Source organism: Embleya hyalina (genome assembly GCF_003967355.1).
GTDB lineage: Bacteria > Actinomycetota > Actinomycetes > Streptomycetales > Streptomycetaceae > Embleya > Embleya hyalina.
Window position 1 is genome coordinate 380,019 of sequence record NZ_BIFH01000014.1, and the last position, 26,233, is coordinate 406,251.

Annotated in this window: 17 protein-coding genes; 8 read left to right on the forward strand and 9 right to left on the reverse strand. The window is 73.2% G+C overall.

Features of this window, described 5'->3' with window-relative positions; all coding sequences use genetic code 11:
- Nucleotides 1–125: 125 nt before the first annotated feature.
- Nucleotides 126–935 (forward strand): GntR family transcriptional regulator, encoded by an 810-nt coding sequence (locus EMA17_RS06025; protein WP_126635856.1) that lies wholly within the window; start codon nucleotides 126–128, stop codon nucleotides 933–935.
- Here the strand turns inward: EMA17_RS06025 and EMA17_RS06030 are convergent.
- On the reverse strand, nucleotides 910–1,641 hold the full coding sequence (locus EMA17_RS06030) for a GntR family transcriptional regulator (protein WP_126635857.1): 732 nt from the start codon (nucleotides 1,639–1,641) through the stop codon (nucleotides 910–912). The two genes, EMA17_RS06025 and EMA17_RS06030, sit on opposite strands and share 26 nt — an antisense overlap.
- Nucleotides 1,642–1,749: 108 nt before the next feature.
- Nucleotides 1,750–3,282, reverse strand: a complete 1,533-nt coding sequence (locus EMA17_RS06035; RefSeq protein WP_170222112.1) for an ArnT family glycosyltransferase — start codon at nucleotides 3,280–3,282, stop codon at nucleotides 1,750–1,752.
- 702 nt (nucleotides 3,283–3,984) lie between these two features.
- Here EMA17_RS06035 and EMA17_RS06040 point away from each other — a divergent pair.
- From EMA17_RS06040 to EMA17_RS06050, 3 genes are all read left to right on the forward strand, one after another.
- On the forward strand, nucleotides 3,985–4,524 hold the full coding sequence (locus EMA17_RS06040) for a TetR/AcrR family transcriptional regulator (RefSeq protein WP_126635858.1): 540 nt from the start codon (nucleotides 3,985–3,987) through the stop codon (nucleotides 4,522–4,524).
- Nucleotides 4,521–5,009, forward strand: coding sequence for a DUF5360 family protein (locus EMA17_RS06045; RefSeq protein ID WP_246126474.1), 489 nt, complete (start codon nucleotides 4,521–4,523; stop codon nucleotides 5,007–5,009). The genes EMA17_RS06040 and EMA17_RS06045 overlap by 4 nt, the downstream gene beginning before the upstream one ends.
- Before the next feature lie 98 nt (nucleotides 5,010–5,107).
- Nucleotides 5,108–5,590, forward strand: a complete 483-nt coding sequence (locus EMA17_RS06050; RefSeq protein ID WP_126635859.1) for a peroxiredoxin — start codon at nucleotides 5,108–5,110, stop codon at nucleotides 5,588–5,590.
- A gap of 24 nt (nucleotides 5,591–5,614) precedes the next feature.
- Here the strand turns inward: EMA17_RS06050 and EMA17_RS06055 are convergent, their stop codons facing one another.
- Complete coding sequence (locus EMA17_RS06055) at nucleotides 5,615–6,547, reverse strand: S1 family peptidase (RefSeq protein ID WP_126635860.1); 933 nt, start codon at nucleotides 6,545–6,547, stop codon at nucleotides 5,615–5,617.
- Nucleotides 6,548–6,802: 255 nt separating this feature from the next.
- Here EMA17_RS06055 and EMA17_RS06060 point away from each other — a divergent pair, with 255 nt between their 5' ends.
- Nucleotides 6,803–7,825, forward strand: a complete 1,023-nt coding sequence (locus EMA17_RS06060) for an ABC transporter substrate-binding protein (protein WP_126635861.1) — start codon at nucleotides 6,803–6,805, stop codon at nucleotides 7,823–7,825.
- Nucleotides 7,826–7,952: 127 nt separating this feature from the next.
- Nucleotides 7,953–9,170, forward strand: a complete 1,218-nt coding sequence (fes, locus tag EMA17_RS06065) for an enterochelin esterase (protein ID WP_126635862.1) — start codon at nucleotides 7,953–7,955, stop codon at nucleotides 9,168–9,170.
- Here fes and EMA17_RS06070 read toward each other — a convergent pair.
- From EMA17_RS06070 to EMA17_RS06080, 3 genes are read right to left on the reverse strand one after another with little or no spacing between them, the layout of a single operon-like run.
- The gene (locus EMA17_RS06070; protein ID WP_246126475.1) at nucleotides 9,156–10,736 is read right to left on the reverse strand and encodes an MDR family MFS transporter; all 1,581 of its coding nucleotides are present in this window, start codon (nucleotides 10,734–10,736) and stop codon (nucleotides 9,156–9,158) included. The two genes, fes and EMA17_RS06070, sit on opposite strands and share 15 nt — an antisense overlap.
- 23 nt (nucleotides 10,737–10,759) lie before the next feature.
- Complete coding sequence (locus tag EMA17_RS06075; protein WP_126635863.1) at nucleotides 10,760–10,975, reverse strand: MbtH family protein; 216 nt, start codon at nucleotides 10,973–10,975, stop codon at nucleotides 10,760–10,762.
- Nucleotides 10,962–18,266: a non-ribosomal peptide synthetase gene (locus EMA17_RS06080; protein ID WP_126635864.1), complete on the reverse strand. Its 7,305-nt coding sequence runs from the start codon at nucleotides 18,264–18,266 to the stop codon at nucleotides 10,962–10,964. Before EMA17_RS06080 ends, EMA17_RS06075 begins: the two co-directional genes overlap by 14 nt.
- A 177-nt stretch (nucleotides 18,267–18,443) precedes the next feature.
- On the opposite strand from EMA17_RS06080, the gene EMA17_RS51630 reads away from it, so the two are divergent.
- Together EMA17_RS51630 and EMA17_RS06085 are read left to right on the forward strand one after the other, a co-directional pair.
- Complete coding sequence (locus tag EMA17_RS51630) at nucleotides 18,444–18,581, forward strand: hypothetical protein (protein WP_160161325.1); 138 nt, start codon at nucleotides 18,444–18,446, stop codon at nucleotides 18,579–18,581.
- On the forward strand, nucleotides 18,578–19,744 hold the full coding sequence (locus tag EMA17_RS06085) for a M20 family metallopeptidase (RefSeq protein WP_126635865.1): 1,167 nt from the start codon (nucleotides 18,578–18,580) through the stop codon (nucleotides 19,742–19,744). Before EMA17_RS51630 ends, EMA17_RS06085 begins: the two co-directional genes overlap by 4 nt.
- Nucleotides 19,745–19,901: 157 nt before the next feature.
- On the opposite strand, the gene secA2 is transcribed toward EMA17_RS06085, so the two are convergent.
- The 3 genes from secA2 to fhuB all read right to left on the reverse strand — a co-directional run bounded on the left by secA2 (nucleotide 19,902) and on the right by fhuB (nucleotide 26,191).
- Complete coding sequence (secA2, locus tag EMA17_RS06090; RefSeq protein WP_126635866.1) at nucleotides 19,902–22,322, reverse strand: accessory Sec system translocase SecA2; 2,421 nt, start codon at nucleotides 22,320–22,322, stop codon at nucleotides 19,902–19,904.
- A gap of 411 nt (nucleotides 22,323–22,733) precedes the next feature.
- Nucleotides 22,734–23,669, reverse strand: coding sequence for a SigB/SigF/SigG family RNA polymerase sigma factor (locus EMA17_RS06095; protein WP_246126476.1), 936 nt, complete (start codon nucleotides 23,667–23,669; stop codon nucleotides 22,734–22,736).
- Between the two features lie 134 nt (nucleotides 23,670–23,803).
- Nucleotides 23,804–26,191 (reverse strand): Fe(3+)-hydroxamate ABC transporter permease FhuB, encoded by a 2,388-nt coding sequence (gene fhuB, locus EMA17_RS06100; protein WP_246126477.1) that lies wholly within the window; start codon nucleotides 26,189–26,191, stop codon nucleotides 23,804–23,806.
- Between the last annotated feature and the right edge of the window lie 42 nt (nucleotides 26,192–26,233).

The following is a 26,233-nucleotide window of genomic DNA, read 5'->3' on the forward strand; positions in this document are numbered from 1 at the left end:
CGCCTCGGGATCGTGTGGCGTGAGTGCCCGGACGAGCCGATCCGGGCGGCGATCGGGCTTTGCCGGTCTTCGCCGATTCGTGTGCGCGGACCCGACCGCGGCCGGGATGCGGAGAGAATCCGGGCATGACATCGAGCTCGCCGGCGCGCCCGAAGAGCCGGACCGCCGTTGCCCGCGAGGTGATCCGACGGCGCATCCTGCGCCTGGAGATGCCGCCCGGGACGGTCTTCAGCGAGGGCGACCTGGCCGCCGCCCTGGACCTGGGCAAGACGCCGGTGCGCGAGGCGCTGAACCTGCTCACCCACGAGAGCCTGGTGGCGGTCGCGCCGCACTCGGGCTATCTGGTCATGCCGGTCACCCTGCGCGACGTCCGGGAACTGCTCGAACTGCGCGTGACGGTCGAAACGTTGCCGGCCCGCCTGGTGGCCGCGCGGGCCGAGGGCGCGGCCGGTCTGGACGCGGCGGCGCTCGCGTGGTGGCAGGCGACCAGCGGGGAGCGGACGGACGCGGTGCCGACGCCGGTCCGGGGCCTGGCCGACGCCGCCGCGCTGGCCGAACGGGCCGGCAACGCGCGGGCGGCCGAGGTCGAGGGGTACGTACTGCGCCACCAGCTGCGGCACCTGTACCTGGCCACCGCGCTCGGCGACCCGTGCTGGCCCGCGCCCGACCGCTCCGCGCTGCCGGCCGCGCTGGCCGCGGGCGACCCGGACGGCGCGGCGGCCGTGGTCGAGGACGGGATCCGGGCCCTGGGCGCGGCGCTGTTCGCGGCGCTGGTGCCGGTGGTGGCCGCGTACCTGGACCGGCCCGCGGCCGGCGGGCCGGCGGGCCCACCGCCCGACGCGGTACTCGACCTGGACCTGGGCACGCTGCTCCGCGACGGTGTTTGCGACGTGCGGCCGGGCCGGGTGATCACCGCCGAGGCGACGGCGCGGTGATGTTCACGTCGAGCAGCGCGTCGTTGGCCAGCAACGTGTCGAGCACCCGCTCCCGACAGCCGGTCAGCCGGGTGTGCGCGGCCCGCCCGGCCGCCTCCGCGTCGCCCTCCGCCAGCGCGTCGAGGAGCGGACCGTCGTCGCCCGCGATCACCCGCAGGTGCGGCCCGTCGGCGGTGACGCACAACCGCAGCAGCCGGTGGTGGGCGTACAGCGTGCCGGCCAGCGCGCGCCGCAGATGCCGGTTGCCCGCCAGATCGGCGATCACCAGATGCAGCCGGGTGTACCGGTCCAGCCAGGCGTCCGGCCCGGACACCGGGGTCGGCGTACGCACCCACGCACCCTCGCGCGCCGGCGCCGTGCCGACCTCCGCCGCCCGCCGGGCCACCGCCGCCGAGGCGTCCCGGGCGAGCACCCGATGCAGGTCGAACAACTCGCGCGCGGAGCGGAGCGTGACCCGGGTGACCCGGTAGCCGCTGCGCGGGATCACGTCGACGAACCCGTCCTCGGCCAGCAGCGCCAGCGCCTCGTGTACGGGTGTCTTGCTCATGCCCAGTTCCTCGGCCACCGCCTTCTCGGTGAACCGCGCCCCCGGGGCCAGCTCCAGGTACAACACCCGGCGCCGGATCTCCCGATACGCCGAGCCGGTCAGCGACCCCGGTCGCCCCTCGCCACCGGTGCGGTACCCGGGCGGACTCGCCTGCGCCATGACACTCCTCGGGACTCGATACGACTCGGTCGGGTGCGATGTGGTGCGGGTGCGGGTGGGACGTGGTGCGGTGGGACGTGCCGTGGTGCGCCTCGGTGTCGTGCGGGCTCAGTAGAAGTGCCGCAGGTCGGGCCAGATGCGGGACCAGGGCTTCGTGGTGCCGGCGCACAGCTCGACCACCGCGTGTTGTTCCTCGTTGTCGACCCCCTTGCCGTTGTCCACCCGGGTGACCAGCCGGCAGTCGACGAAGTCGCGGTAGCGCGCGCTGACTTCGCCCTCGCGGACGACCACGACGGGCCCGTCGGCGCGGTCCGGCGGCGGGCCCCAGTCGGCGAAGGACATGTGGCCCGAGTACGGCCTCGGCAACCCCCGGGCCGGACCGTAGCGGTCCAGCGCGCCGGCCTCGCCGTAGTTGCCCGCGAACAACACCGCCCGGCCGCGCCGGTCCGGCGGGATCCGCCCCCAGGCCACCGCCGCCGCGTCGGCCAGTTCCGGCCAGCCGATCTGCTCGCCCTGTTCGGGGTTGATCCCGATCACCGCGTTCACCCGTCCGGCCGGCAACAGCGGCAGCGCGACGACCGCACTGGTGACGGTGGCGACCAGGAGCATCGAACCCACCGGTACCCGCCGCCCGGGCCGGCTCGCGGCCCACCGCACGGTCGGCTCGCACCCCGCCGCGACCAGCACCAGAAGCAGCGGCAGCGCGTAGTACGACTTGCCGCCGGAGGCGATCACCAGCACGCACAGGATCGCGTAGCCCGGCACTATCGAGCGGGCCCAGCCGATCTGCGGTCCCCGCAGCAGCCGTCGCGCGCCGGCCACCCAGATCGGCACGAACAGTGGCGACAGGTAGGCGATTTGCAGCGGGACGAACATGATCCGGTTCTCGGTGCCGTCGTCCGTGCTGATTCCGCCGGCCACGGTGAACTGCGGCCAGCCGTGGGTGGCCTGCCACCACAGACCCGGCGCGCTCAGCCCGATCGCGATCGCCGCGCCGCCGACCAGCCACCGGCTGCGCAGCACCTCGCGGGGGCCGACCGCGAACAGGCCCACGAGCAGGGCGACCACGAGGTAGCCGACCAGGTACTTGTTCAGCATCGCGAAGCCGACGGCGGCACCCACCGCGAGCCACCAGCGCCCGTCGCCGGTGCGCAGCAGCCGCAGGACGAACCACGCGATCAGCAGCCAGGCGACGATGTCCAGGGTCGCGGTGGACCACAGGTGACCGATGCCGAGCACGATCCCGGAGGTGGCCGCGCAGGCCGCCGCGAGCAGCTGGCCGGCCCGTCCGCTGCCGAACTCCCGGGCGATCAGGGCGACCAGGAGCACCGTCCCGGCGCACGCGAGGGCGGCGAATATCCGCAGGTCCTGCGGATCGTCCCCGAACAGTTCGCCGGACGCCCGGGCGAGCAGCGGGGTCAGTGGAGGCTGGTCCACGTAGCCCCAGGCGAGATGTCGACCGGCCACGACGAAGTAGAGCTCGTCGCGGTGGAATCCGTAGCGCGCGGACACCGCCGCCTGCAGCGCGAATACCGCGACCATGATCAGCACGATCGGTCGCTTGGCGAGCGGGGGCAGGGCGGGCGGGGCCGGGGCAGGCAGCAACGGTTCGGTCGACGTGCCTTTCTCCACACGGCTCATTAGGTCATGGTGCCGGATCGACGAGCGGTACGGCAGAGACTCGCGCGCAGGTCCGGACAACAAGTCGGGTCGGTCGAACGCACGGCCCAACGTCGACGGGACGGAATCGGGGACGCCCGTTTTCCGGCACGATGACCGGATCCCGGCGCACACCGTCCTTCGGGCGTGGCCTGCCATGGACATGCGGGGTTCGGGGCGCTCGGTCGCGGGCCGGTACCGCCTGCGCGAGCGGTTGGGTGCCGGGGGCCCGGGCGTGGTCCGGCGCGCCAGCGACGAGTCGTCGCCCGTCGAGGTCGCGCTCGAACAGGTGACCGTCGGCGACCGGCCGCCGGACGCGGAACGCGAGCGGCGGGTGGCCCGGGCCATGCGCGAGTCGCGCAAACGCCGCGCGAGCGTCCGCACATCGTCGGGCGGCCACGACGCGGCACCCGGCCGACGCGTTGCCCCGACGTCGCGGGCGGCGACGAGGGCACGGCAACCGAGTGAACGCTCTCGGGAATCGGGCCGGTCGTATCCGCCGTGGTGGTCGTACCGCTCGACTCCCGACGGCCGGCGGCGGGCCGGTCGCACCGGGGCAACTCCCGTGTGGCGGAAGGCGGATCGGGACCGTGTCCGGGGCGGGCGACTGCTACCGTGGATCCCGACCGTCCGGACGGTCCGGGCGGCTCGGGTGAGTTTTCACCCGGGGACGGGGGTGTGCCGATGCGTGATCGATTGTTGGACGCGGTGGAACGGGTACTGGTTCGGGACGGCGTGGAGTCGGTTCGGCTGGACGCGGTGGCCCGGGAGGCCGGGGTCAGCAAGGGCGGGCTGCTGCACCACTTCCCGAGCAAGCAGGACCTGGTGCGCGGGGTCGTCGAGCGACTGGCCGATCGGTTCGAGGCCGCGCTGCCCGAACCCGGGGCGCCGCCCGGGGCGTTCGCGCTGGCCTGGTTGCAGGCGAGCATCCCGGCCGAGTCGCCGACCGGTGATCGCAGCGGCGCCGACCAGGTCCCGCTCGCGCTGCTCGCCGCGGCGGGCGGGCCGGACGTCCTGGCCGCGCTGCGGGACCGCTACGCCCGCTGGCAACTCCGGCTCGCCGCCGACGGTCTGGAGCCGGCCGTGGCCGATCTGGTCCGGATGGCCGTCGACGGCTGGTGGGCCGCGCGGCTGTTGGATCTGGGCGTGCCGCACGACGACGCGCACACCGAACTGCGGGCGCTGCTCGTCGAGTTGATCCGTACCCGAGGCGGCGCGGGGTGAGCGCGGGCGTGGGCGCGTGTGCGCGCGGGCTGTTCCCCGGCGGCGCGAGCCGTGCCGTGTCCCGGGCGCGGACCGTCGACGTGATGTGCTTCACCCGGGTCTCGATGGCCGTCGCCGACGTGGGCTTCCTGCTCTACTGGACCGTCACCCTCCTCGCGCTGCTCCCGGCCGAGTACGCGTACAAGGACTACGCCGATCCGGTGATGAGCGACTGGAACCACTCGTTCGCGCCGCTCGACGTCGCCGCCGCGGTGACCGGGCTCGCCGCGCTGCGCGCGGGGCGGCGGATCGCCCCGGAGCGGGTGCATCCGCTGCTGCCGATCTCGCTGCTGCTGAGCTCCGTCGCCGGCCTCCAGGCGGTGGTGTTCTGGACCCTGCGCGGCGACTTCGCGATCGAGTGGTGGTTGCCCAACCTGTTCCTGCTGCTGTTCCCGCTGCCCGCGCTCGCCGTGCTCGTGCGGCGTACGACGATCGCCCGGCCCTGACCGGGAGGGGTAACGTCACCACCCGGAACGCTCCGCGCTCCGCGCCCGCGGGCGGCTTTCCGGCCCGGACGTCCGACCCCTGCGAGGAAGCCCACCACGTGTCCAAGACCCCCGACATCGGCGCTCCGGCACCGGACTTCACCCTCGACGCGGTACGCCTGACCGAGGGCGAGGCGATCCGCGAACCGCTCACCCTGTCCGCGCAACGCGGCCGTCCGGTGGTGCTGGCCTTCTATCCCGGCGACGACACCGCGGTGTGTACGAAGCAACTGTGCTCGTACTCCTCGGGTTTCGAGCAGTTCACCGATCTCGACGCGGTGGTCTGGGGGATCAGTCCGCAGGGACTCGACAGCCACGAGCGCTTCGCCCGCAAACACGGCCTGCGGATGCCGCTGCTCGCCGACACGGAGCATCGGGTCGTCGAGTCCTACGGCATCGGCATGGGCGGCAAGGCGCTGCGCCGGGCGGTGTTCATCGTGGACGCCGAGGGTGTGCTGCGCTGGAAGCACGTGGCGCTGGTCGGCCTCACCTACCGGGGAGTCGACACGCTGACGGCCCAATTGAGGTTGCTCGACGCCTGAGTCGCGGGCCGGGGGCGCCCGTCGTCAGAAGTTCAGCGGTTGCACGAAGGTCGGCGCCCCCTCGGTCGGTCCGCCGCTGATCAGGGCCACCCCCGTGGAACCGGTGTGGACCGGGCCGCCGGAGTCGCCGGCGGCGCCGGATTGGGTGCTGCGGGCCAGGCCGGTGACCGGGCCCTCGGGATAGTTGACGGTGACGTCGACGGCGTCGATGGTGCCGCAGCGGGTGCCGCCGGCCGCGCCGGTGCCGCAGACCCGGTCGTCGAGGTGGGGGCGGCCGAAGGCGGTGATCGTGGTGATGGCGTCGCCGTCGAGGATGTCGGGGGCCAGCGTGACGCCGTCCGCGCCGGGGACGAAGGCCCAGTCGGCGCCGGGGAAGCGGGAGTCGTCGACGGTGCCGATCCGGGTGCCGGTGCCGTCGTACCAGGTGGGCGCGTCGTGGGCGCAATGGCCCGCCGTCGTGGTGGTGTTCGGGCGATACCCGTTGAAGCCGGCGGTGCACACGAAGACCGTGCCGGTGAGGCCGCTGTACAGGGTGCTGCCGCCGTGGAAGGCCGCCGCCCGCGGCGCCGCCTCGCCCGCCGGCGCCCGGGCCACGCGCGGGCGCATGGGGGTGTCCACCTCGGTGATCTCGACCAGCGCGGGTACCAGGCGGGCGGCCGTCAGGAAGGCCGTGGTGAGCGGATCGGCGGCGCCGCGCAGGGTGGCCAGGGTCAGCGTGCAGCGGCGGTGGTCGACGTACCAGTACTGGCCGGAGCCCGCCCGGCCGTCGAGCGCGAGCGCGTCGAGGCGGCCGTGCAGCGCGTGTAGTCGCTCGAGCCGGTCGGTCGGGCAACCGGCGCCGGCCGGGTCGGCGCCGGCCGGGCCGGCGAGCGAGGTGAGCACGAGGACGGCCGCCGCGGCCATCACCCCCGTCGACCGCGTCACGGTGCTCCGCGTGGTCCGCGTGGTGCGCTTCATGCGGAAGACCGTACGGATCACGCCCGGTTCGGGCCGGTGAACCGGGCCGAGGTCACCCGATCGGGCGCCCCATGCCCGGATCGGAGCGTGGGCATGGGGCGATTCCGCATCCGGTGGCGCGTCGATCCGCGCGGGCGGATGTGTTCGCCGGCCCGGACCACCTTGCGCCGAATACGCAAGGTAAGGCTAACCTAAGTGGCGTCCTGGGGGTGTTGCCGTGTTCGCCCCCGCCCTTTCTCGCGCCCGGAGCCCCACATGCCCACTTCTCTTCGCCCGCTCGTGACCGCTCGGCGGCGCGCGGTCCGGTTGCTCGCCGTGGCGGGAGCGGCCGGTCTGCTGCTCACCGGATGCGGATCCGACTCCGACTCCAAGTCCGACTCGAAGCCCGCCGCGAGCCAGGGCGGCGGCGGGGGCGGCGACTCGGCCGGCGGCACCCGGACGGTCAAGGACGCCACCGGTACCGCCGTGCAGGTACCGGCCAATCCGAAGCGCGTCGTGGTGCTCACCCAGGAGGACCTGGACGCGGTGCTCGCGCTCGGCGTCAAGCCGGTGGGCATCACCAACGGCCAGGGCCTGGACAAGCCGCCCGCCTACCTGGCCGACAAGGTCAAGGGCATAGAGGTGATCGGCAACCTGCTCCAGCCGGTGATGGACAAGGTGATCGCGGCCAAGCCCGACCTGATCCTGGCCGGCGACATGCAGGACACGCAGATGCTCGGCCAGTTGCGCAAGATCACCCCGGCGACGCTGGTGACCATGGCGCCCACCGACGACTGGAAGTTGTCCTTCCGCGGCGTCGGCAACGCGGTCAACAAGCTGGAGCAGGCGAACAAGGTGATCACCGACTACGAGGCCAAGGCCAAGAAGACCGGCGAGGACCTGACCGCGAACAAGGGCGCCGCGGTCAGCATCGTGCGCTGGAACCCGAACGGCCCGAGCTGGATGGAGAAGCGCCAGTTCGCCAGTGGCGTGGCGCTGGACATGGGCCTGACCCGGCCGAAGGCGCAGGACAAGGACGGCAACGCGCACACGCCCGCGCTGAGCCTGGAGAAGATCTCCGAGATCGACGGCGACTGGCTCTTCCTCGGCACGCTCACCGCGGATGGCGCGAGCGCGCTCAAGGAGGTGCAGAGCAAGCCGGCCTACAAGGAGTTGAACGCCGTGCAGAAGAACCACGTGGTCACGGTGGACGGTTCGGTGTGGTCCACGCGCGGCGGGCCGCTGGCGGCCGACGTGGTGCTCGGCGACATCGCGAAGGCGCTGTCGGCGACCTCCTGAGCACGGGTCGGGGGGCCGGGCCCGGTGATTCCGGGCCCGAGGACCCCGACCGCGGCCCCGGGCCGACCGGCTTCGGCCGACTGTCGGCGATTCGACTGTTCTCGATCTGCGGAAGGCGACCGGCACCATGGACACCCCGATCCTGCACGCGCTGAGCCGGGCGGTCGACGCCGGACGCGTCGACGCCTGCGCCGAGTTCTGGGCCCGGGTCGAGGCGGTCGGCGCCCCGCTGATCGAGCCCGATCCGGACGATCCCGGGCAGCGGTTGGTCACGTTCGTGTGGCGGGACGACCCGGCCGGGCCCGCCGGCGACGTGCTGGCATTGCTGCACACCTTCACCGATCGGGACCGGCACGCGGGCGATCTGACGCCGCATCTGCTGCGTCGGGTGCCGGGGACGGACGTACGGGCGATCACCCATCGGCTGCCGGCCGGGCTGCGCGCGTCGTACCAGTTCTTCGTCGGCACCGGCTCGCGGGCCGACACGCTGCGTACCGATCGGGCGGCCTGGCTGGGCGTGTTGGACGCCGCGGTGCCCGATCCGTACAACCACGCACCCACCCTGGCCGCCCGGGACGGCCGCAACCCGTCCTCGGTACTCGCGCTGCCGGACGCCCCCGCGCAGCCGTGGGCGCGGCGTCGGCCGGGGATCCCGCGCGGCCCGCGCGAGGACACCACGGTCGACGGCCGCCGGGTGAGCGTGCTGCTCCCGCCCGCCATGGGACGACAGCCCTGCCGGGTCGTGGTGCTGCTGGACGGGGAGGTGTGGGGATCGGTGCTCTCGATCGGCGACACCCTCGACAACCTGCACGCCGACGGCCGCATCCCGCCGACCGTCGCGCTGCTCGTGGACACGATGGGCCGGGAGCGGCGGATGGCCGATCTCACCTGTAGCGAACCGTTCGTGGACTGGCTCGCCGACGTGTTGCTGCCGTGGGCGGGCGAACGGTACGGCGTCTCCACGGACCCGGCGCACACCGTACTGGCCGGGCAGAGCGCGGGCGGGCTGACCGCCGCCTTCGGGGCGTTCCATCGGCCGGACCGCTTCGGCAACGCGCTGTCCCAGTCCGGGTCGTTCTGGTGGCCGGACCCGGACGAGACCAACGACGGGCCCGAGTGGTTGACCCGGCGGTTCGCCGCGACCGAGCGGTTGCCGATCCGGTTCCACCTCGAGGTGGGCCTGCTCGAATGGATGCTCGTGGCCGAGAACCGGCGCCTGCGCGATGTGCTGCGCGAGCGCGGATACCCGCTCACCTACACCGAGTTCGACGGCGGCCACGACTACGCCTGCTGGCGCGGCGGGCTCGCCGTCGGACTCGTGGGACTGCTGTCAGCCGGCGGCTGACGCGCCGGAGGGCGTGGCCGCCTCGCCTCGGCCCGCGGCCTCGCCCCCGGCGATGACGTCATCCCCGCGCTCGACCCGGTCCTGGCTCGGCTCGGTTGGGCTCGGCTCGGCGTCGCTCGGTTTCGCGTCGTTCGGTTCCGCGTCGTTCGGCTCGTCGCCGTGCGGCTCGTCGTCGAACGGCGGCGGTGCCGGCGCCTCGCGCGGCAGCCGCAGGGCGAACAGTGCGCCCAGGGCGACCAGTCCGGCCGTGACCCAGATCGCGGCCCGATACGGCCCCGGCGCGCTCGCGTCGTGTCCGTCCGCGCCGCCGGCCTCGATCACCGCCGCGCCGGCCGCGATGCCCAGCGAGCCGCCGAGCGTGCGCACGATGGTGAACAGGGCCATCGCGTGGCCCATGTCCGGCGGTTCGATCTCGCCGAACCCGGCGATCTGTACGGTCAGCACCGCCGTGCCCAGCACCAGCCCGACGCAGAACATCAACACCCGCACCGCCCAGGCGTGATCGGCCACCCCCGGCAGCGCGAGCGTGCCGAACACCAGGGCGGCCAGGACCAGCGCGGGAGTGGTCAGCTGGCGCGGGCCGAGTCGGGGCAGCAGACGGTCCACCACCTGTGAGGCGAACATCAGCCCGACCGCCTCCGGGAACACCCCGAGCCCGGCGTCCAACGCCGAGGCGCCCAGCGCCGCCTGATAGAGCAGCGGGAAGACGAACAGCACGCCCATCAGCCCCGCCGAGGTGACCAGGGCGAGCGCGGTGGCCGCGCCGAACGCCCGATCGCTCATCAGTCGAAGCCGCAGCAGCGGTTCCTCGGAGCGCAGTTGATGGACGATCGCGACCACGAGCAGGATCAGGCCGAGCAGGCCGCACACGGCGATGGCGGGCGTGGTCCACCCCTGCGACGGGCCGAAGCCGAGCGCGTAGGTGAGCAGCCCGAGGGTGGGCGTGGTGAGCCAGAACCCGATGCGGTCGAACGGGCCGACCACACCCGCCCGATGCTCGCGCAGCCCGTACAGGCCGAGCAGCACCGCGGCCGTGCCGATCGGCACGTTGACCAGGAACAGCCAGTGCCAGGAGAGGTGTTCGGTGAGGAAACCACCCAAGGGCGGGCCGAGGGCCGGCATCAGCGCGGTCGGCACGATCAGCCACTTGGCCAGCCGCATCCGCTCGTGCGGCGCGAACGCCGTGAACAGGATGGTCATCCCGACCGGCGTGAGCAGCCCGCCCGCCAGGCCCTGGACCACCCGGGCCAGGACCAGCGAGACCAGGTTCTGCGACAACCCGCACGCGGCCGAGGCGGCGGTGAACACCGCGAGCGAGCCGAGGAAGACCCGCTTGGTGCCGTAGCGGTCGCTCAGCCGCCCGGCCACCGGCAGCGCGGCCACCAACGCGACCAGGAAGGCGATCTCGACCGTATTGGCGGCCACCGCCGGGCGATCGAAGTCCTCCGCGATGGTGAGCAGCGCCGGGTTGACGATGGTCGAGTCGAGGCCGTTCATGCACATCGCGGCCGTGTAGACGAGCACCACGATCCAGGCGGAACCCCGGCTCGTGGCAGTACGGGTCACGCCCTGTCCGGTGTGTTCCGGGTTCACCGCGCGACCGGGCCGAGGTCGGTCCAGTGCGCGGTGACCCACTCCAGCGCGGCCGGGCGCGGGCACGGCCCGTGCGCGATGGCCCAACCGTCCGGCACGGCGGCGAAGTCCGGCCACAGGGAGTGCTGACCGAGGTCGTTCACCAGCACCAGGAACTCGCCGTCCTCGTCGTCGAACGGGTTCGTCGGGGTCTCGCGATCACGGCTGCTCATCGGTCTTGCTCTCCAATGCGGTCAGGCGGCCGGCGACCACGCGGGCGATGTGCGCGATCGGGCCGGGCAGGGTCATGTCCTTGTGCGAGCAGGCCACGTTCGTGGTGTCGATCCGACCGCTCACGTACGGGATCCAGGTCTCGGGAGTCAGCGTGTCGTCGATGGTGTCGACGGTGGCCCGGAAGAAGAGCACGTCGCCTTGGAAGACCCGGTGGTCGAAGGCGCGGACGAGGTGATTGGTGTTGAGGTAGATGTCGCCCAACGCTTCGATCGTGGCCGGCTCCAGACCGGCCAGCGGGCTGCCCTCGCGGCGCAACACCTCGATCACCGGGCCGAGTTCGAGCGGTGCGCCGGCCAGGCTCTCCGGTCCGTAGCCGCCCATCGTGAGCAACGCCTCCAGCGCCTCGGCGCGGTCCGGGACGGGCAGTTCGCGAAAACCCTCGGCCGGATAGGCGTCCAGGATGGCGAGCAGCTCGACCGGCAGACCCAGGTCCTGGAGCCGGGTGGCCATCGCGTGCGCGATGATCCCGCCGGTGGACCAGCCGAGGAGCCGGTATGGGCCGCTCGGGTCCACCTCGCGCAGGCGGTCCACGTAGTGCGCGGCCAACTCCTCCAGCGTGGCGGGCAGCGGCTCGTCGGCCGTCGCCGCGCCGACCCCTTGCGCCTGGAGCCCGTGGATCGGCACGTCGGCCGGCAGATGCCGGATCAGTCCCGCGTAGCACCACGACAGCCCGCCCGCCGGATGCACGCAGAACAGCGGCGTACGGTCGCCGGGAGCGGCCGGGCGCAGCGGCAGCAGTACGTCCAGCGCGTCGGTGCGGTCGGTGACCTCCAGGGCGGCGTCCAGGCCCGCGGCGGTGGGTGCCTGGAAGACGGTGCCGATGCCGATGTCGACGCCGAGCGCGGCCTTGATCCGACCGGCCAGGCGTACCGCGAGCAGCGAATGGCCGCCCAGGTCGAAGAAGTTGTCGTCGATGCCGACGCGGGGCACGCCCAGGACCTCGGCGAGCAGTGTGCAGAGCAGTTCCTCGCGCGGCCCGCGCGGCGCCCGCCCGGTGGTGGTGGTCGGGGTGTACTCCGGGCGCGGCAGCGCCTTGCGGTCGAGTTTGCCGTTCGCGGTCAGCGGCAGGCGGTCGAGGACGACCACGGCCGACGGGACCATGTGCACGGGCAGCGTCGCGGCGGCGTGTTCGCGCAGCGCGGGCCCGTCGGCGGCCGGCCGCACGGCGGGTTCGGTGGTGGGTACGGCGGTGGGTTCGGTGACCACGTAGCCGACCAGGCGTTTGTCCCCCGGGGTGTCCTCGCGCAGGATCACCGCCGCGTCGGCGACCGACGGGTGTGCGGCCAACACCGCCTCGATCTCGCCGAGTTCGACCCGGAAGCCACGAATCTTCACCTGCTGGTCGGCGCGCCCGAGGTAGTCGAGCGTGCCGTCCGCGCGGCGCCGGGCCAGGTCGCCGGAGCGGTACATCCGGGTGCCGCGCTCGCCGAACCGGGCCGCGTGCGGGTCGGCGACGAAGCGCTCGGCGGTGAGCGCGTGCCGACCCAGGTAGCCCCGGGCCAGGCCCTCGCCCGCGACGTACATCTCACCGGTCACGCCGGGCGGCACGGGCTGGAGGTATCGGTCCAGGACGTAGACCCGCAGGTCGGGGATGTTCACCCCGATCGTGCTCGCCGTGCCGGCGGCGGCCGAGGCGCGGTCCAGCGGATGGTAGGACACATGCACGGTGGTCTCGGTGATCCCGTACATGTTCACCAGGCGCGGCGCGTCGTCGGCGTGCCGCTCGTACCAGTCGGCGAGCCGGGCCGGCTCCAGTGCCTCGCCACCGAACACCACGTAGCGCAGCGAGAGTTCGCGACCGGGGCGCTCCCGGTCGGCGGCCACCGCCTGATGGAACGCGGACGGCGTCTGGTTGAGCACGGTGACCTTCTCACGCGCGAGCAGGTCCAGGAAGGCGGCCGGGTCCCGGCTGATCGCGTGCGGCACCACCACCAACCGGCCGCCGAACAGCAGCGCGCCCCACAACTCCCAGACGGAGAAGTCGAACGCGTAGGAGTGGAACAGGGTCCACACGTCGTCCGGGCCGAAGCCGAACCAGTGGTCGGTCGCGGTGAACAGGCGCGCCACGTTGTGGTGGGTGACCGGTACGCCCTTGGGCCGGCCGGTGGATCCGGAGGTGTAGATGACGTAGGCGGGGTCCGACGCGCGCAGCGGGCGTTTGCGTTGGGCCTGGGTCAGGTCGAAGCCCGGATGGGCGTCGGCCTCGTGGCCGTCCACATGGATCCGGGGCAACTCGTGTGCGGGCAGGCGCGGTGCGGTCGCGGTGTCGGTGAGCAGCGCGGCGGGCCGGGCGTCGTCGAGCATGTAGGCCAGCCGGTCGGCCGGGTAGTCGGGGTCCAGGGGCAGGTAGGCGGCGCCCGCCTTGGCCACCGCGAGCAGCGCGACGACCAGGTCGAGCGAGCGGGGCAGGGCGAGCGCGACGATGTCGCCGGGGCCGATGTCGCGCGCCACCAGGAGCCGGGCCAGGCGGTTGGCCCGGGAGGAGAGCTCGGCGTAACTCAGCGACAGGCCCTCGCAGTCGGCCGCGATCTGCCCGGGGTGCTCCGCCGCGACGCGCTCGTAGCGGGCGACCAGGGTGGTCGAGGAGGTCGCTGTCGCGGTGGGGCCGACGTTCCATTCGACCAGTGCGCGGTGGCGTTCGGCGTCGTCGAGCAGCGGCAGTCGGTCGATCGGGGTATCGGGATCGGCGACGGCGGCGCCCAGCAGCGCGGCGAGCCGGCGGGACAGGCCCAGCGCCGTGGTCCGGTCGAACAGATCGGTGCGGAACTCCAGGAAACCGCCCAGGCCCAGCCCGGGTTGCTCGCCCACGTTCAGGGTCAGATCGAACTTCGCGGTGCCGGTCGGGGTGGCCACCATCCGCGCGCGCAGCGGGCCGAGCGCGAACTCGGCGTCGGGACGGGACTGCCAAGCGATCATCACCTGGAACAGCGGGTGCCGGGCCAACGATCGGGCCGGATTGAGTTCGTCGACGACCCGGTCGAAGGGCAGGTCGGCGTGGTCGTACGCGGCCAGTGTCGCGGTACGGACCCGGTCGAGCAGGGTGCGGAAGTCGGGAGAGCCGGAGGTGTCGGTGCGCAGGACCAGGGTGTTGACGAAGAACCCGACCAGGTCGGCGGTGGCGTCGTCGTCGCGGCCCGCCACCGGTGTGCCGAGCGGGATGTCGGTACCGCAGCCGTGCCGGGTGAGCAGCGCGGCGAACGCGGCCTGCACGGCCATGAACACGCTGGTCCCGCCCGCCCGGGCCAGTTCGACCAGGCCGGCGTGCGTGGTGGCGTCGAGCCGGAACGGCACGGTGTCGCCCGCCGTCGAGGCGATCCGGGGCCGGGGCCGGTCGGTGGGCAGCGCCAGTTCGTCGGGCAGCCCGGCCAACGTCGCGCGCCAGAAATCGAGTTGCCGGCGGGCGAGAGGGGTCGGGTCGCCGGGGTCGCCGAGCAGTCGGGCCTGCCACGCGACATGGTCCGAGAAGCACACCGGCAGCGGCGCGAGATCGGGCGCGTGGCCGGCGGCGCGCGCGGTGTAGGCGGCGGCCAGGTCGCGGGCGAGCGGGGTGGTGGAGGCGCCGTCGCCGGCTATGTGGTGCAGCAGCAGGACCAGGGTGTGGGTGGTGCGGTCGGCGGTGAACAGCGTTGCACGCAGCGGTGTTTCGACGGCGAGGTCGAACGGGTGGCGCACGGCGGCGGCGAATTCGGCGGCGGAGGCCGCGATGTGCAGGGTGGGGCGGGCCTGATCGGGGCTCAGGATGCGCTGGTACGGCGTGTCCTCGGCGGCCGGATGCACGGTGCGCAGCGTCTCGTGCCGGTGGACCAGGTCGGCCAACGCGAGGTCGAGCGCGGCGCGGTCCAGCGGTCCGGTCAGGGTCAGCACCAGCGGGATGTTGTAGGTGGGGCTGGGCCCTTCGAGCCGGTACATGAACCACAACCGCTGCTGGGCCGGGGACAGGGGCAGCCGGTCGGTGTCGCGCGGGACGGGGGCGAGTACGGGACGCGGCTCGGGACGGGCGCCGGCGCGGGCCAGTTCGGCCAGGCCGGCCGGGGTCGGCCGGCGGAAGACGTCGGCGAGGCCGATCGGGGACCGGAAGCTCTCCCGGGCCCGGGCGGCCAACCGGGCGGCGAGCAGCGAGTGGCCACCCAGTTCGAAGAAGTCGGCGTTGCGGTCCGGTTGTTCGGGCAGCGCCAGCACGGCCGCGAACAGATCGCACAGGATCTCCTCGTGCAGTCCGCGCGGGCCCTCGCGCAGGCCCGGCGCGGTCGGCGCGGGCTCCGGCAGCGCTCGATGGTCGATCTTGTCGTTGGCGGTGCGCGGCAGCGCGGGCAGCACCTGGATCGCCGCCGGCACCATGTGCTCGGGCAGCACGTCGGCCAGGTGCGCGCGCAGCGCCTCGGGCGCGGGGGAGCGGCCGGCGACGGGAACCGCGTAGCCGAGCAGGCGTTTGCCGTGCGCGGCCTCGCGGGCGATCACCACGGCCTGGGCGATGTCGGGATGGGCGGCCAACACCGCCTGGATCTCGCCGGGTTCGATCCGGAAGCCGCGGATCTTGACCTGCTCGTCGGCGCGCCCGAGCAGTTCGAGGGTGCCGTCGGCACGGCGGCGGGCGAGGTCGCCGGTGCGGTACATCCGGGCCCCGGGGTCGCCGTGCGCGGCGCCGAACGGGTCGGCGACGAAGCGTTCCGCGGTCAGGTCGGGCCGGCCGAGGTAGCCGCGGGCCAGGCAGGCGCCCGCGATGTGCAGTTCGCCGGTGACGCCGACCGGGGTCGGCCGCAGCGCGCCGTCCAGGACGTAGGCGCGCGAGCCGCGCACGGGCCGGCCCACGCCGTCCGGGCCCCAGAAGTAGGCGTCGACGGTGGTCTCGGTCGGCCCGTACAGGTTCAGCGGCCGGCTGCCGGGGGTGGCCGCCAGTCGGCGCCACAGCGGCTCGGGCACACTCTCGCCGCCCACCACCAGGATTGCCGGGTGATGCCCCTCGGGATCCAACAGCCCGTCGGTCAACAGGACTTCGGCGTAGGTGGGGGTGACGTCCAGGTAGTCGAGGCGGTGTTCGCGCACGTAGGCGATCAGTGCGCCGGGGTCGCGATAGGTCGCGTCGTCGAGCAGGTGCAGTTCGTGGCCGTGCACCATCCACAGGACCGGGTCCCACGACGCGTCGAACGCGAACGACGCGCTGTGGCCGATCCGCAGCCGCTCCCGGCCGGTGCGTTTGACGGCGGGCGCGATGTGGTCGGTGCCGTGCCCGGCGTACAGGTTGGCGAGCGAGGCGTGGGTGACGGCGACGCCCTTGGGCCGGCCGGTGGAGCCGGAGGTGTGGATCACGTACGCGGTCTGCTCGGGGCGCGGCGGTCGCGGGGCCCGGTCCGGGTGCGCGGAGAGCCGGGCGCGGGTGCTCGGCTCGTCCAGGACCAGGGTGCGGATGCGGTGCGGGGGCAGGGCCGCGAGCGTCTCGGCGGTGCCGATGAGGCACGCGGGACGGGTGTCCGCCAGCACGTCGGTGATCCGCCGGGCGGGGTGGCCCAGGTCGAGGAACTGGCAGACGCCGCCCGCCTTGAGCACCGCGAGCAGCGCGACGGCGGTGTCGGCGCCGCGGTGCAGGGCGACGGCGACCGGGACCTCGGCGCTGACCCCGGACGCGATCAACTCGTGCGCGAGCCGGTTGGCGGCCGACTCGAGTTCGGCGAACGTCCGCACGTCGACGCCGGCGCGGACCGCGATCGTGTCGGGGGTGCGCGCGGCCCGGCGGGAGTACAGCTCCGGGAGCGTGGCGTCGACCGGCGGTTCGGCTCGGCCCTCGGTTGCCGCGCGCACCTCGGCGGGGGTGAGCAGGTCGATCCGGCCGATCGGCAGTTCCGGCGACTCGTGCAGCAGCGTGACCAGGCCGTCGAGGTAGCGCAGCAGGCCGCGTTCGTGCTCGGCCAGGGAGGTCGGGTCGTAGTGGTCGCGGTGCGCGTCCAGGTCGATCCGCAGGCCGCCGGCGGGGGTCGGCACCACGCCGATGGCCAGGTCGTCGATCGGACCGGCGGCGAGGTTGTGCACCCGGCCGACCGCGTCGCCGAAGGCCAGGTCGCCCTCGAAGGTCTTGATGTTGACCATCGGGCCGTAGAGCGGCTGTTCGCGACCGGAGGTGCCCAACTCGCGCAGCAGGTCCTCCTGGCGGAACCGCTGGTGGCGGCGCACCGCGCGCAGTTCGAGCACGACCCGGCGCAGCAACTCGCCCGCCGTGTCGCGGGGTCGCACCGCTATGCGCATCGGCAGGATGTTGACCGCCATCGCGGGCGTACGCAGGGCGGTCACGCCGCGCCGGTTGAGCAGGGGCAGCCCGAGGGTGATCTCGCGCGCCCCGGTGACGCGGTGCAGGTATCCGGCGGTGGCGGCGAGCAGGAGTTCGGCCCAGGTGGCGCGCACGGTGGTCGCGGCCTCGGTGAGGCGAGCGGTGCGTTCGGCGTCGAGTTCGATGGTGCGGTGCGGGTTCGGTGAGGCGGGGGAGTGCGGTTCCGCCCGCGATGGCGGAACCGGCGTGGTGGATCGGGATCCGGCCAAGGTCACGGATCGGGGGCGGTCCGCGAGATGTTCCAGCCAGAATGCGCGATCGGTGTCGTACGCTTCGCTGGCTCGGTAGTCGGCCTCCTCCGCGACCAGTTCGCGCAGGGTGCCGAAGGGGTTGGGGGTGGTCGGGACATGGGTGGCGAATCCGGTGTACAGCTCCGCGACGCGCCGGCCGATCAGGGTGAGCGCGTACGCGTCCACGGCGATGTGGTGGACGCGTCGGTACCACCAGTGGCGGTCGTCGGCGAGCCGGAACAGCGCGTGGGTGACCAACGGACCGGTGGTCGGGTCGATCGGCCTGGTCAGGTCGGCGCGCAGCCACTCCTCGGCCGCCGCCTCCGGATCGGCGGCGGTGCGCACGTCGATGCGGTGCAGGGGGTCCTCGCGGCCGTCGGCGGTGGATCGTACGCCCTGGACCGGGGTTCCGTCCGGCCCGATCGACACCAGCAGGTTCAGCGTCTCGGCCTCGGCGCCCACCTGGCGCAGGGCCCGCGCGAACAGGTCGGCGTCCAGCGGGCCGCGGATCTCGATCCGGTCGGCGGTGTTGTATTCGGGGTCGTCCGGGGCCAGGGCCTGCGCGTAGTGGATGCCGGCCTGGGCGGCGAGGAGGGGAAGCCGGACGGATTCGGGGACTTCGGGGCCGTCCCGACTCGGGTCGGCGTCCGTGACCGTGGGCTGGGCCGGGTAGTGACGCATGGTGTGGGGACTCCCGGGATGCGACGAGGGCAGGCGGAGCGTACCGATCCCCGGCACGCCAACTTAGGTAAGCCTAAGCTATCTTTCGAATGCTCGACGGGGTGCCCCGGGGAGCGGCGGAACTCGATCAGGCGGAGCTCTCGATCAGACCGAGCTCCCGAAGGGACGGAGCTCTCGGTGACGTGCGCGACGCGGCTCGCGAAGGAGCGGTCGGTGCGGCTCGCGTCGGGGCTCTCGGTGCGGTTCCGGACGCTGCTCTCGAAGCGGCTCTCCATGCAGCTCTCACCGAAGAACATGAACTGGAGCGGAACATGAGCGTGGTCGACGTGGCGAACCTACCGGCCTCGGACGCCGACCGGGCCGCGATTCGTGATCGAGTGCTGACGAACCGCGACGAGTTGCTCGCGCTGAGCCGACGCATCCATGCCTACCCGGAGCCGGCGTTCGCCGAACACCGGGCTTCCGCTTGGTGCGTGGAACTGCTGCGGGCGCACGGCTACGCCGTCACCGCGCCCGCGCACGGTCTGGAGACGGCCTTCGTCGCGACCGTGGGCACGGGGCCGGTGACGGTGGCCATCGCGTGCGAATACGACGCGCTGCCGGGCCTGGGCCACGCGTGTGGACACAACCTGATCGCGGCGGCGGGGGTCGGAGCGGCGCTGGCGCTCGCCCCGGTCGCCGAGCAACTGGGCCTGACCGTACGGGTGATCGGTACGCCGGCCGAGGAGCGCGGTGCGGGCAAGGCGCTGTTGCTGGAGGCGGGCGCGTTCGACGGGGTGGACGCGGCGATGATGGTGCACCCGTGTCCGTTCGAGGTGGCCGAATTCCGCTCCTTCGCGCTCGGCACGCTGTCCGTGGAGTTTGTGGGCACCGCGGCGCACCCGAGCCTGAATCCGCACGAGGGCCGCAGCGCCGCCGACGCGCTGACGGTGGCTCAGGTCGCCCTCGGGCTGCTGGGGCGGCAGTTGCCCGCCGACTGGCGGGTGCACGGCATCACCACGGCGGCGGGCACCGCGCCCAACGTGGTCCCGGAGCGGGCCACGGCGGAGTACGAACTGCGCACCACCGACGCCGCCGACCTGGCCGAACTGCGCACCCGGGTGGAGAACTGCTTCCGCGCGGGCGCCTTGGCCATCGGGTGCGAGGTGCGCCTGACCCGCCCCGAGCCGGACTACCTCGACTTCCGCACCGACCCGACCCTGATCGCCCTGTGGCGCGCCAACGCCCGGGAACTGGGCCGCCCGGAGCCCACCACCCGCCCGCCCTTCGCCTGTACCGATATGGGCAACGTCTCGCACGTCATCCCCACGATCCACCCGGTCCTCGACATCACCGGCGGCACCTGCGGCCCCCACGAGGCGGCCTTCGCCGACGCCGCCGTCTCCCCACAGGCCGACCAGGCCCTCCTCGACGCCGCCATCGCCATGGCCTGGACCACCGCCGACTACGCAACCCTGCGCCACAACACCCCCCACTGACCGCACCCCACCGACTCCCGGACACGTCGATTCCACGACCGACCACAACCCGGCCGGCGAGGCGGCCACCACCTGTGCGCCACGCCCGGAGCCGAGGCTTTCGGCTCGCCTCCAGGGGGACCCGTAGGGCTTTCCGCCGCTCGGTGTCGCTGGTTGTTCAGTCGTTGTCGGTCGAGGTGGGGAGGAGTTTTCGGGTGATTGTGGTGAGGAAGGGGTCGCGGAGGCTTTGGAAGGGTTGGTCGTCGATCATGTAGGTCCACGTGGTGCTGGGGCGGGTGAGGTCGGAGGCCTCCTCGTCCAGGCCGGACTTGGTGATCTTGGCGGTGTTCAGGGTTTCGGCCGCGGTGCGTTGGGCGCGTTGGAGCAACGGGGCGAAGGCGCGTTGGGTTTCGGCGTGGAACGCGTCTATCGGGTTCTGGCGGGCCAAAGCGCGTAGGTGGATACCCTCGCGGAGGTCGGCGGTGCGGGCCAGGTGGTCGGTCCAGGCGCGGTCGAGGGCGTGGAGGAGGAGTTGGCGGGCCGCTTCGGCCAGGACGGAATCGTCCACCTCTTCCACGAGTTCGGCCCAGCGGTCCGGGTTGAGGTCGGCCAGGACGACGGTCGCCGCGTCGTCGTGCAGGACGTCGTGGCGCAGGGACAGGACTTCCCGGCGTTGCAGGTGGAGTTGTTGGTTGTACATCCACGTGGTGCGGTGGGTGTCGAACAGGGCGCCTTCGGCGACGCGTTGGGCCTGTTCGACGTAGCGGCGCACGGCCGCGTCGAGGATGCGGCCGTCGGACTCCACCCGGGTGGCGCGCGGCGGGGGCTCGGCGGTGTGCCGAGTGATGGATTCGTCGTCGAGGCTGGTCAGGAAGACCGAGGTGCCCGGGTCGCCCTGGCGGCCCGCCCGCCCGCGCAGCTGGTCGTCCAGCCGTCGGGTGTGGTGTCGGCCGACCCCGACCACGAGCAACCCGCCCAGTTCGACGACCCGTTCGTGGTCGGCCTCGTCCGCGCCGCCGAGGCGGATGTCCGTCCCGCGCCCGGCCATCTGGGTGGACACCGTGATCGCGCCGATCGCCCCGGCCTCCGCGATGATCGCCGCCTCGCGGCTGTCGTCCCGGGCGTTGAGCACCGCGCACCGCAGGCCCGACTCGCGCAGCGCGGCGCCGATCCGCTCGGACGCGGCGACGTCGCGCGTGCCGATCAGGATCGGTCGGCCCGTGGCGTGGGCGCGTTCGACCAGGGCGATCAGCGCCGCGTCCCGGGACTCCTCGTCGTGGTAGAGCCGATCCGGCTCGTCCACCCGCACGCAGGGCAGGTTCGGCGGCAGGCCGCCCGTCTCCAACCGGTAGAACTCGCGCAGTTGCTCCGCGACGATCACCGCCGTCCCGGTCATCCCGGCCACCGTCGGATAACTCCCGATCAGGTCCTGCACGATCAGCTGGTCCAGGACCTCCCCGCGCGGTCCGGCGGTCAGCCCCTCCTTGGCCTCCACCGCCGCGTGCAGCCCGTCGGGCCAGCGCTGTCGCCGGGCGACCCGGCCGCGGTTGGCGTCCACCAGCTTGATGCCGCCCTCGCGCACCAGGTAGTCCACGTCCCGGCGCAGCAGCGCCCGTGCGTACAGGGCGACGTTGACCTGGGACAGGCGCGTGTCCATGCCCCGCGCGTACAGGTTGTCCACGCCCAGCGCCCGCTCCACCTCGGCCACGCCCGTGTCGGTGAGCTGTACGGTCATCGCGTCCGACGCGGCCTCGTAGTGCCGGCCCTCGACCAGGTCCGCCACCACCCGGGCCGCCTCCGCCTCGTCGGACCCCGCGGCCACTCCGCCGGCCAGGACGAGCGGGATCCGGGCCTCGTCGATCAGCACCGCGTCGGCCTCGTCGACGATCGCCACGTCCGGTGCGGGCAACACCGTTTCGGCGGCGTCCGTACGCAATCGGTCGCGCAGCGTGTCGAAGCCGACCTCGGTGACGGGCACGTGCACCACGTCCCGGCCGTACGCGGCCCGCCGCTCCGCGGGAGTGGATTCCTGGGTCACGTGCGCCACACGCACGCCGAGCAGGTCGTAGACGGGCCCCATCCACTCGGCGTCGCGGCGGGCCAGGTAGTCGTTCACCGACAACACGTGCACCCGGCGACCCTGGAGCGCGAACCCGGCCGCGGCCAGCGCGCCGACCAGGGTCTTGCCCTCGCCGGTGGCCATCTCCACCACCGTGCCGCGCAACAGGCTCAGTACGCCCAGGAGTTGCACGTCGTAGGCCCGCTCGCCCAGGGCCCGTCGGCCGGCCTCGCGCCCGAGCGCGCACAACTCGACCATGGCGTCGTCGTCCCAGGGCGTGCCCGGAATCCCGGACGCCCGGCCGGCACGACCGAACCGGCCGCCGGAGCGCGCGGCGGCCCCCGGTTCGGGATCCGCGCCGCCGACCCGTACCCGCAGCGTGTGTGCCGCCGCGCGCAGTTCGGCGTCGGACAGATCGCGCAGCGCCGACTCGCGTTCGGCGGCGCGCCGGACCAGGGGGCGCAGGCCGGTCGGGGCCACGGTTCCGGGTTTGCCCAGGAAACGACGGACGGACCGGGTGAGAGCACCGGACGAACCCACGGGTCCTCCACTTCCGCGGGGCGGGTGGCGCCCCTGTCGTCGGCGGCCGAGGCGACGGCGACGTCGATCGGATGCCGTGCGAAGCGCGGTGTGTCCACCCGCGCCCGCCGTTCCGTACCGCGCCCCCGTAAACCCGACCCATCACAACCTCGGCCCCACGGCGCCGGGGATCCGGTCGGTGCGGCCGTTCGGACAACGAAGCGAGGTCCACGGCTGTTCCCTGTTCGTGACCCGGATTCCCTGTCCGTGATCGCACACCCCCGATCCGTGACAACGACGGCGGGACTCGACCGGCGGGATCCGGCCGGCGGCCGACGCGGCGGGCCCGAACGGTCGGCACGGCGAACGACTCGGGGCGGGGCCGCGAGTTCACGCGGCCCCGCCCCGAGTCGATCCGTGCGCGAAGTGGGGTCAGTCCGCCAGCAGTTCCGTGCGCAGGCGGGTCAGGATGCGGCTGAGCAGGCGCGACACGTGCATCTGGGAGATCCCGAGTCGGGCGCCGATCTGGGCCTGGGTCAGCTCCTGGCCGAACCGCATCGACACGATCTCCCGGTCCCGCTCCGGCAACGCGGCCAGCAGCGGCTTGAGTACGTGCAGGTTCTCCGCGACCTCGTAGCCGGGGTCGACGTAGGACGAGCGGCCGGAGTAGCCGTCGCCCGGACCGTCCTCGGAGGTGGGCGCGTCCAGCGAGGCGGCGGAGTAGCCGGCCGCCGCGGTCAGCCCCTCCATGACCTCCTCGATGCCGAGGTCCAGGTATTCGGCCAACTCGGCGGGGGTGGGTTCACGGTCGAACCGACCGGTGAACGCGTCCCGCGCGCGGGCCAGTTCGAGCCGCAGCTCCTGAAGTCGCCGGGGCACGTGCACGGCCCAGCTGGTGTCCCGGAAGAAGCGCTTGATCTCGCCCGAGATGGTGGGTATCGCGAAGGTGGGGAACTCGGTCCCGAACGAGGCGTCGAAGCGGTCGATCGCCTTGATCAGCCCGATGGTGCCGACCTGGACCATCTCCTCGACGGACTCGTGCCGCGAGCGATAGCGGCCGGCCACGAAGCGGACCAGGGGGAGGTTGAGTTCGATCAGGGTGTTGCGCACGTATTGGTACTCGTGCGTGCCCTCCTCCAGCACCCTCAGTCGGTCGAAGAGGACCTTGGACATCGCTCGCGCGTCGCTCGCGGTCGGCTCCGCGTGATCGGGCGAGGCCAAGGCGTCGAAAACCCGGTCGGCGGACCCGTCGGACGCGCCGACCGGGGATTCCGGAGCCGAGGACGCGAGTGCCGGGAACGCGACGGAACGAGCCGTGTGAGCAATCTCCGCGGCGGCTGTGGTCGCGGTCGTCGTGCTCGGGTTCATCGTCTGCCTTCCCCTCTTGTCGTACACGGTGCGTGGGCGCGGTGCATTGTTCCGACGTCCGGGCATACTGCCCCGCCTCTTTCGGCGTACACCCCTTCGCCGCGGATTATTACGGTCCGGCCTCGACCCCCACCCTACGCGCGTGCCGCGCCGGACCTACCGAGCAGTACCCACAGCAGGAACGGGCCGCCCAGCACCGTGGTCACCACGCCGACCGGAATCTCCACGCCGTCCAGGACGATTCGGCCCAGCATGTCGGCCAGCACGATCAGGATCGCGCCGACCAGCATCGAGCCCAGGACGGGCACCCGCAGCGGCCCGGTCAGCCGTCCGGCGATCACCGGCGCGGCCAGCGCGACGAAGCCCACCGGCCCGCAGATCCCGACCGCCAGACCCGCCAGGCAGACCGCCGCGACCAGGCAGATCAGCCGGATCCGGCCCGGATCCAGGCCGAGCGAGGAGGCGGTGGAGTCGTCGAAGCGCAACACGTCAAGCTTGCGACCGAGCGCGAGGGCGAGCGGGACCAGCACGGCGAGCCCGATCAGTACCGGCCATGCCACGCTGTAGCCGCGCCCGTTCAGGCTGCCCGAACTCCATACGTACAGCGCGCTCGCGGAGTTGAGCGAGCGCCGGGCGAGCACCACCTGGGTGATCGCGGACGCCAGCGCGGACAGCGCCAGGCCGACCACCAGGACCCGATAACCGCGTTGGCCCAGCCCGCCGGCCACCGCGGTGACCACCACGGCGGCGACGAGCGCGCCGATCGGTCCGGCCCACCAGGCACCGAACGAGCCGCTCGCGCTGAAGCTGACCGAGACCAGGACGGCGGCGGTGGCGCCGTCGTTGACGCCGAGCAACTCCGGGGTGGCGAGCCGGTTTCGGGCCAGTGTCTGGGTCAGGCAGCCCGCGACGCCCAGCGCCGCGCCCGCCGCCGCGCCGGCCACGATCCGACCCAGCCGGAACTCGCGGACCAGCAGCACGTCGAAGTGGTCCCCCCGGCCCAGGATCGCGTCGAAGGTGCGGACCAGGCCCAGTTCGCGCTGGCCGGAGTACACCGACACCACGATCGCCGCGGCCAGCGCGACCGCGAGCAGCGTCGTGGCCAGCACCGACCGACCGGGCAACAGCAGGGAGAACCGACCCCGGCGCAACACCAGATGCTCGGGCAACCGGCGCACGCGCCGCACCAGCGCCGCCGAACGCGCGGCCTCGTCCGCGCGCGCCGCCTCGTGCCCGGGTACGGCCGCGTGCTCGGGCACCGGCTCGCCCGCACGCGCCACTTCGCTTCCCCGCGCCGCCCCCGCGCCCCCGCGCCCTCGCCCGATCAGGCGCCGCACCCGCGCGGCACCGCCGACACCCCCGCCCGACGCCGACATCGACTCCGGCGCGTCCGTCAGGCCCAGCGCGCCCAGCCGCCGCGACCGCACCACGCCGATCAACAGCGGTGCGCCGATCAGCGCCACGATCACCGAGACCGGCGCCTCGAACGGCCGGGCCACCACCCGGGCCGCGACGTCGGCGGCGGTCAGTACGGCCGCGCCGATCAGCGCGGAGAAGCACAGTTGGGCGAGGATGCGCGGACCGGCCAGGGTGCGGGCGAGGAAACCGGCGAGCAGGCCGAGGAAGGAGATCGGGCCGACCAGGGCCACCGACGACGCGGTGAGCAGCGTCACCGACACCGCGACCAGGGCCCGGGTCAGCGCCGGGCGATGGCCGAGCCCACGAGCCAGGTCGTCGCCCAGGACCAGCGCCGACAACGACCGCGAGACCAGCACCGCGAGCACGAACCCGCCCGCGAGCACCGGCGCGAGGCTGCCGAGCGAGTCGAAGCCCTGGATGCCGGCCAGCGAACCGAGGATCCAGAAGCGGAAGTTGTCGTACGCCTCGGTGGAGTTGACGATCAGGATGTTGGTGATCCCACCGAAGGTGGCGCTCAGCGCGGCGCCCGCGAGCACCAACCGCATCGGCGAACCGCCGCCGCGCCGGGCGGAGATGGCCAGGACCAGCAGTCCGGCGACGGCGGCGCCGGCGAACGCCCAGACCAGATAGCCGTATCCGGTCTGCACGCCGACCAGGGTGATGCCGAGCACGACGCCGAGCGAGGCGCCCGCGTTGACCCCGAGCAGGCCGGTCTCGGCGAGCGGGTTGCGGGTGACGGTCTGCAACAGGCAGCCGGCCGTGCCCAACGCGGCGCCGGTGAGCAACGCGGTCAGCGTGCGCGGCAGCCGCAGATCGCGAATGACAAGGGTCAGATGACTGTCGGAGCGGGCGCCGTGCCGGTTGAATATGTAGTCGAAGGCGCCGCCGACACCGACCTCGCCGGCGCCCACCGAAAGCGAGATCCCGGTCAGCACCACCACCGTCGCGGTCAACGCGATCGCGGCGATCAGGACCGTACGCCGACCGGCCGCGCGCCCCGAGGGGTCGTCGCGGTGATCGTCCGAGTGCGCCCCGGGCGTGGCGTCGGTGGACATGCTCGGCGGGTCACCCAGGTTTTGCAGAATCGGCTGATGCACAGTCATAAAGTGAGGCTAACCTAACCACCGAGCACCCTTGGAAGGCCG

Excerpts from the sequence above, each read along its gene's own strand:
- EMA17_RS06030 (WP_126635857.1), bottom strand. The coding sequence starts at position 1,641 with ATGGCGCAGGCGAGTCCGCCCGGGTACCGCACCGGTGGCGAGGGGCGA.
- EMA17_RS06075 (WP_126635863.1), bottom strand. The coding sequence starts at position 10,975 with ATGAGCAGCCGTGATCGCGAGACCCCGACGAACCCGTTCGACGACGAG.
- fes (WP_126635862.1), top strand. The coding sequence starts at position 7,953 with ATGGACACCCCGATCCTGCACGCGCTGAGCCGGGCGGTCGACGCCGGA.
- EMA17_RS06080 (WP_126635864.1), bottom strand. The coding sequence starts at position 18,266 with ATGCGTCACTACCCGGCCCAGCCCACGGTCACGGACGCCGACCCGAGT.
- EMA17_RS06035 (WP_170222112.1), bottom strand. The coding sequence starts at position 3,282 with ATGAGCCGTGTGGAGAAAGGCACGTCGACCGAACCGTTGCTGCCTGCC.
- EMA17_RS06060 (WP_126635861.1), top strand. The coding sequence starts at position 6,803 with ATGCCCACTTCTCTTCGCCCGCTCGTGACCGCTCGGCGGCGCGCGGTC.
- EMA17_RS06085 (WP_126635865.1), top strand. The coding sequence starts at position 18,578 with ATGAGCGTGGTCGACGTGGCGAACCTACCGGCCTCGGACGCCGACCGG.
- EMA17_RS06040 (WP_126635858.1), top strand. The coding sequence starts at position 3,985 with ATGCGTGATCGATTGTTGGACGCGGTGGAACGGGTACTGGTTCGGGAC.
- EMA17_RS06095 (WP_246126476.1), bottom strand. The coding sequence starts at position 23,669 with ATGAACCCGAGCACGACGACCGCGACCACAGCCGCCGCGGAGATTGCT.
- EMA17_RS06055 (WP_126635860.1), bottom strand. The coding sequence starts at position 6,547 with ATGAAGCGCACCACGCGGACCACGCGGAGCACCGTGACGCGGTCGACG.
- EMA17_RS06025 (WP_126635856.1), top strand. The coding sequence starts at position 126 with ATGACATCGAGCTCGCCGGCGCGCCCGAAGAGCCGGACCGCCGTTGCC.
- fhuB (WP_246126477.1), bottom strand. The coding sequence starts at position 26,191 with ATGACTGTGCATCAGCCGATTCTGCAAAACCTGGGTGACCCGCCGAGC.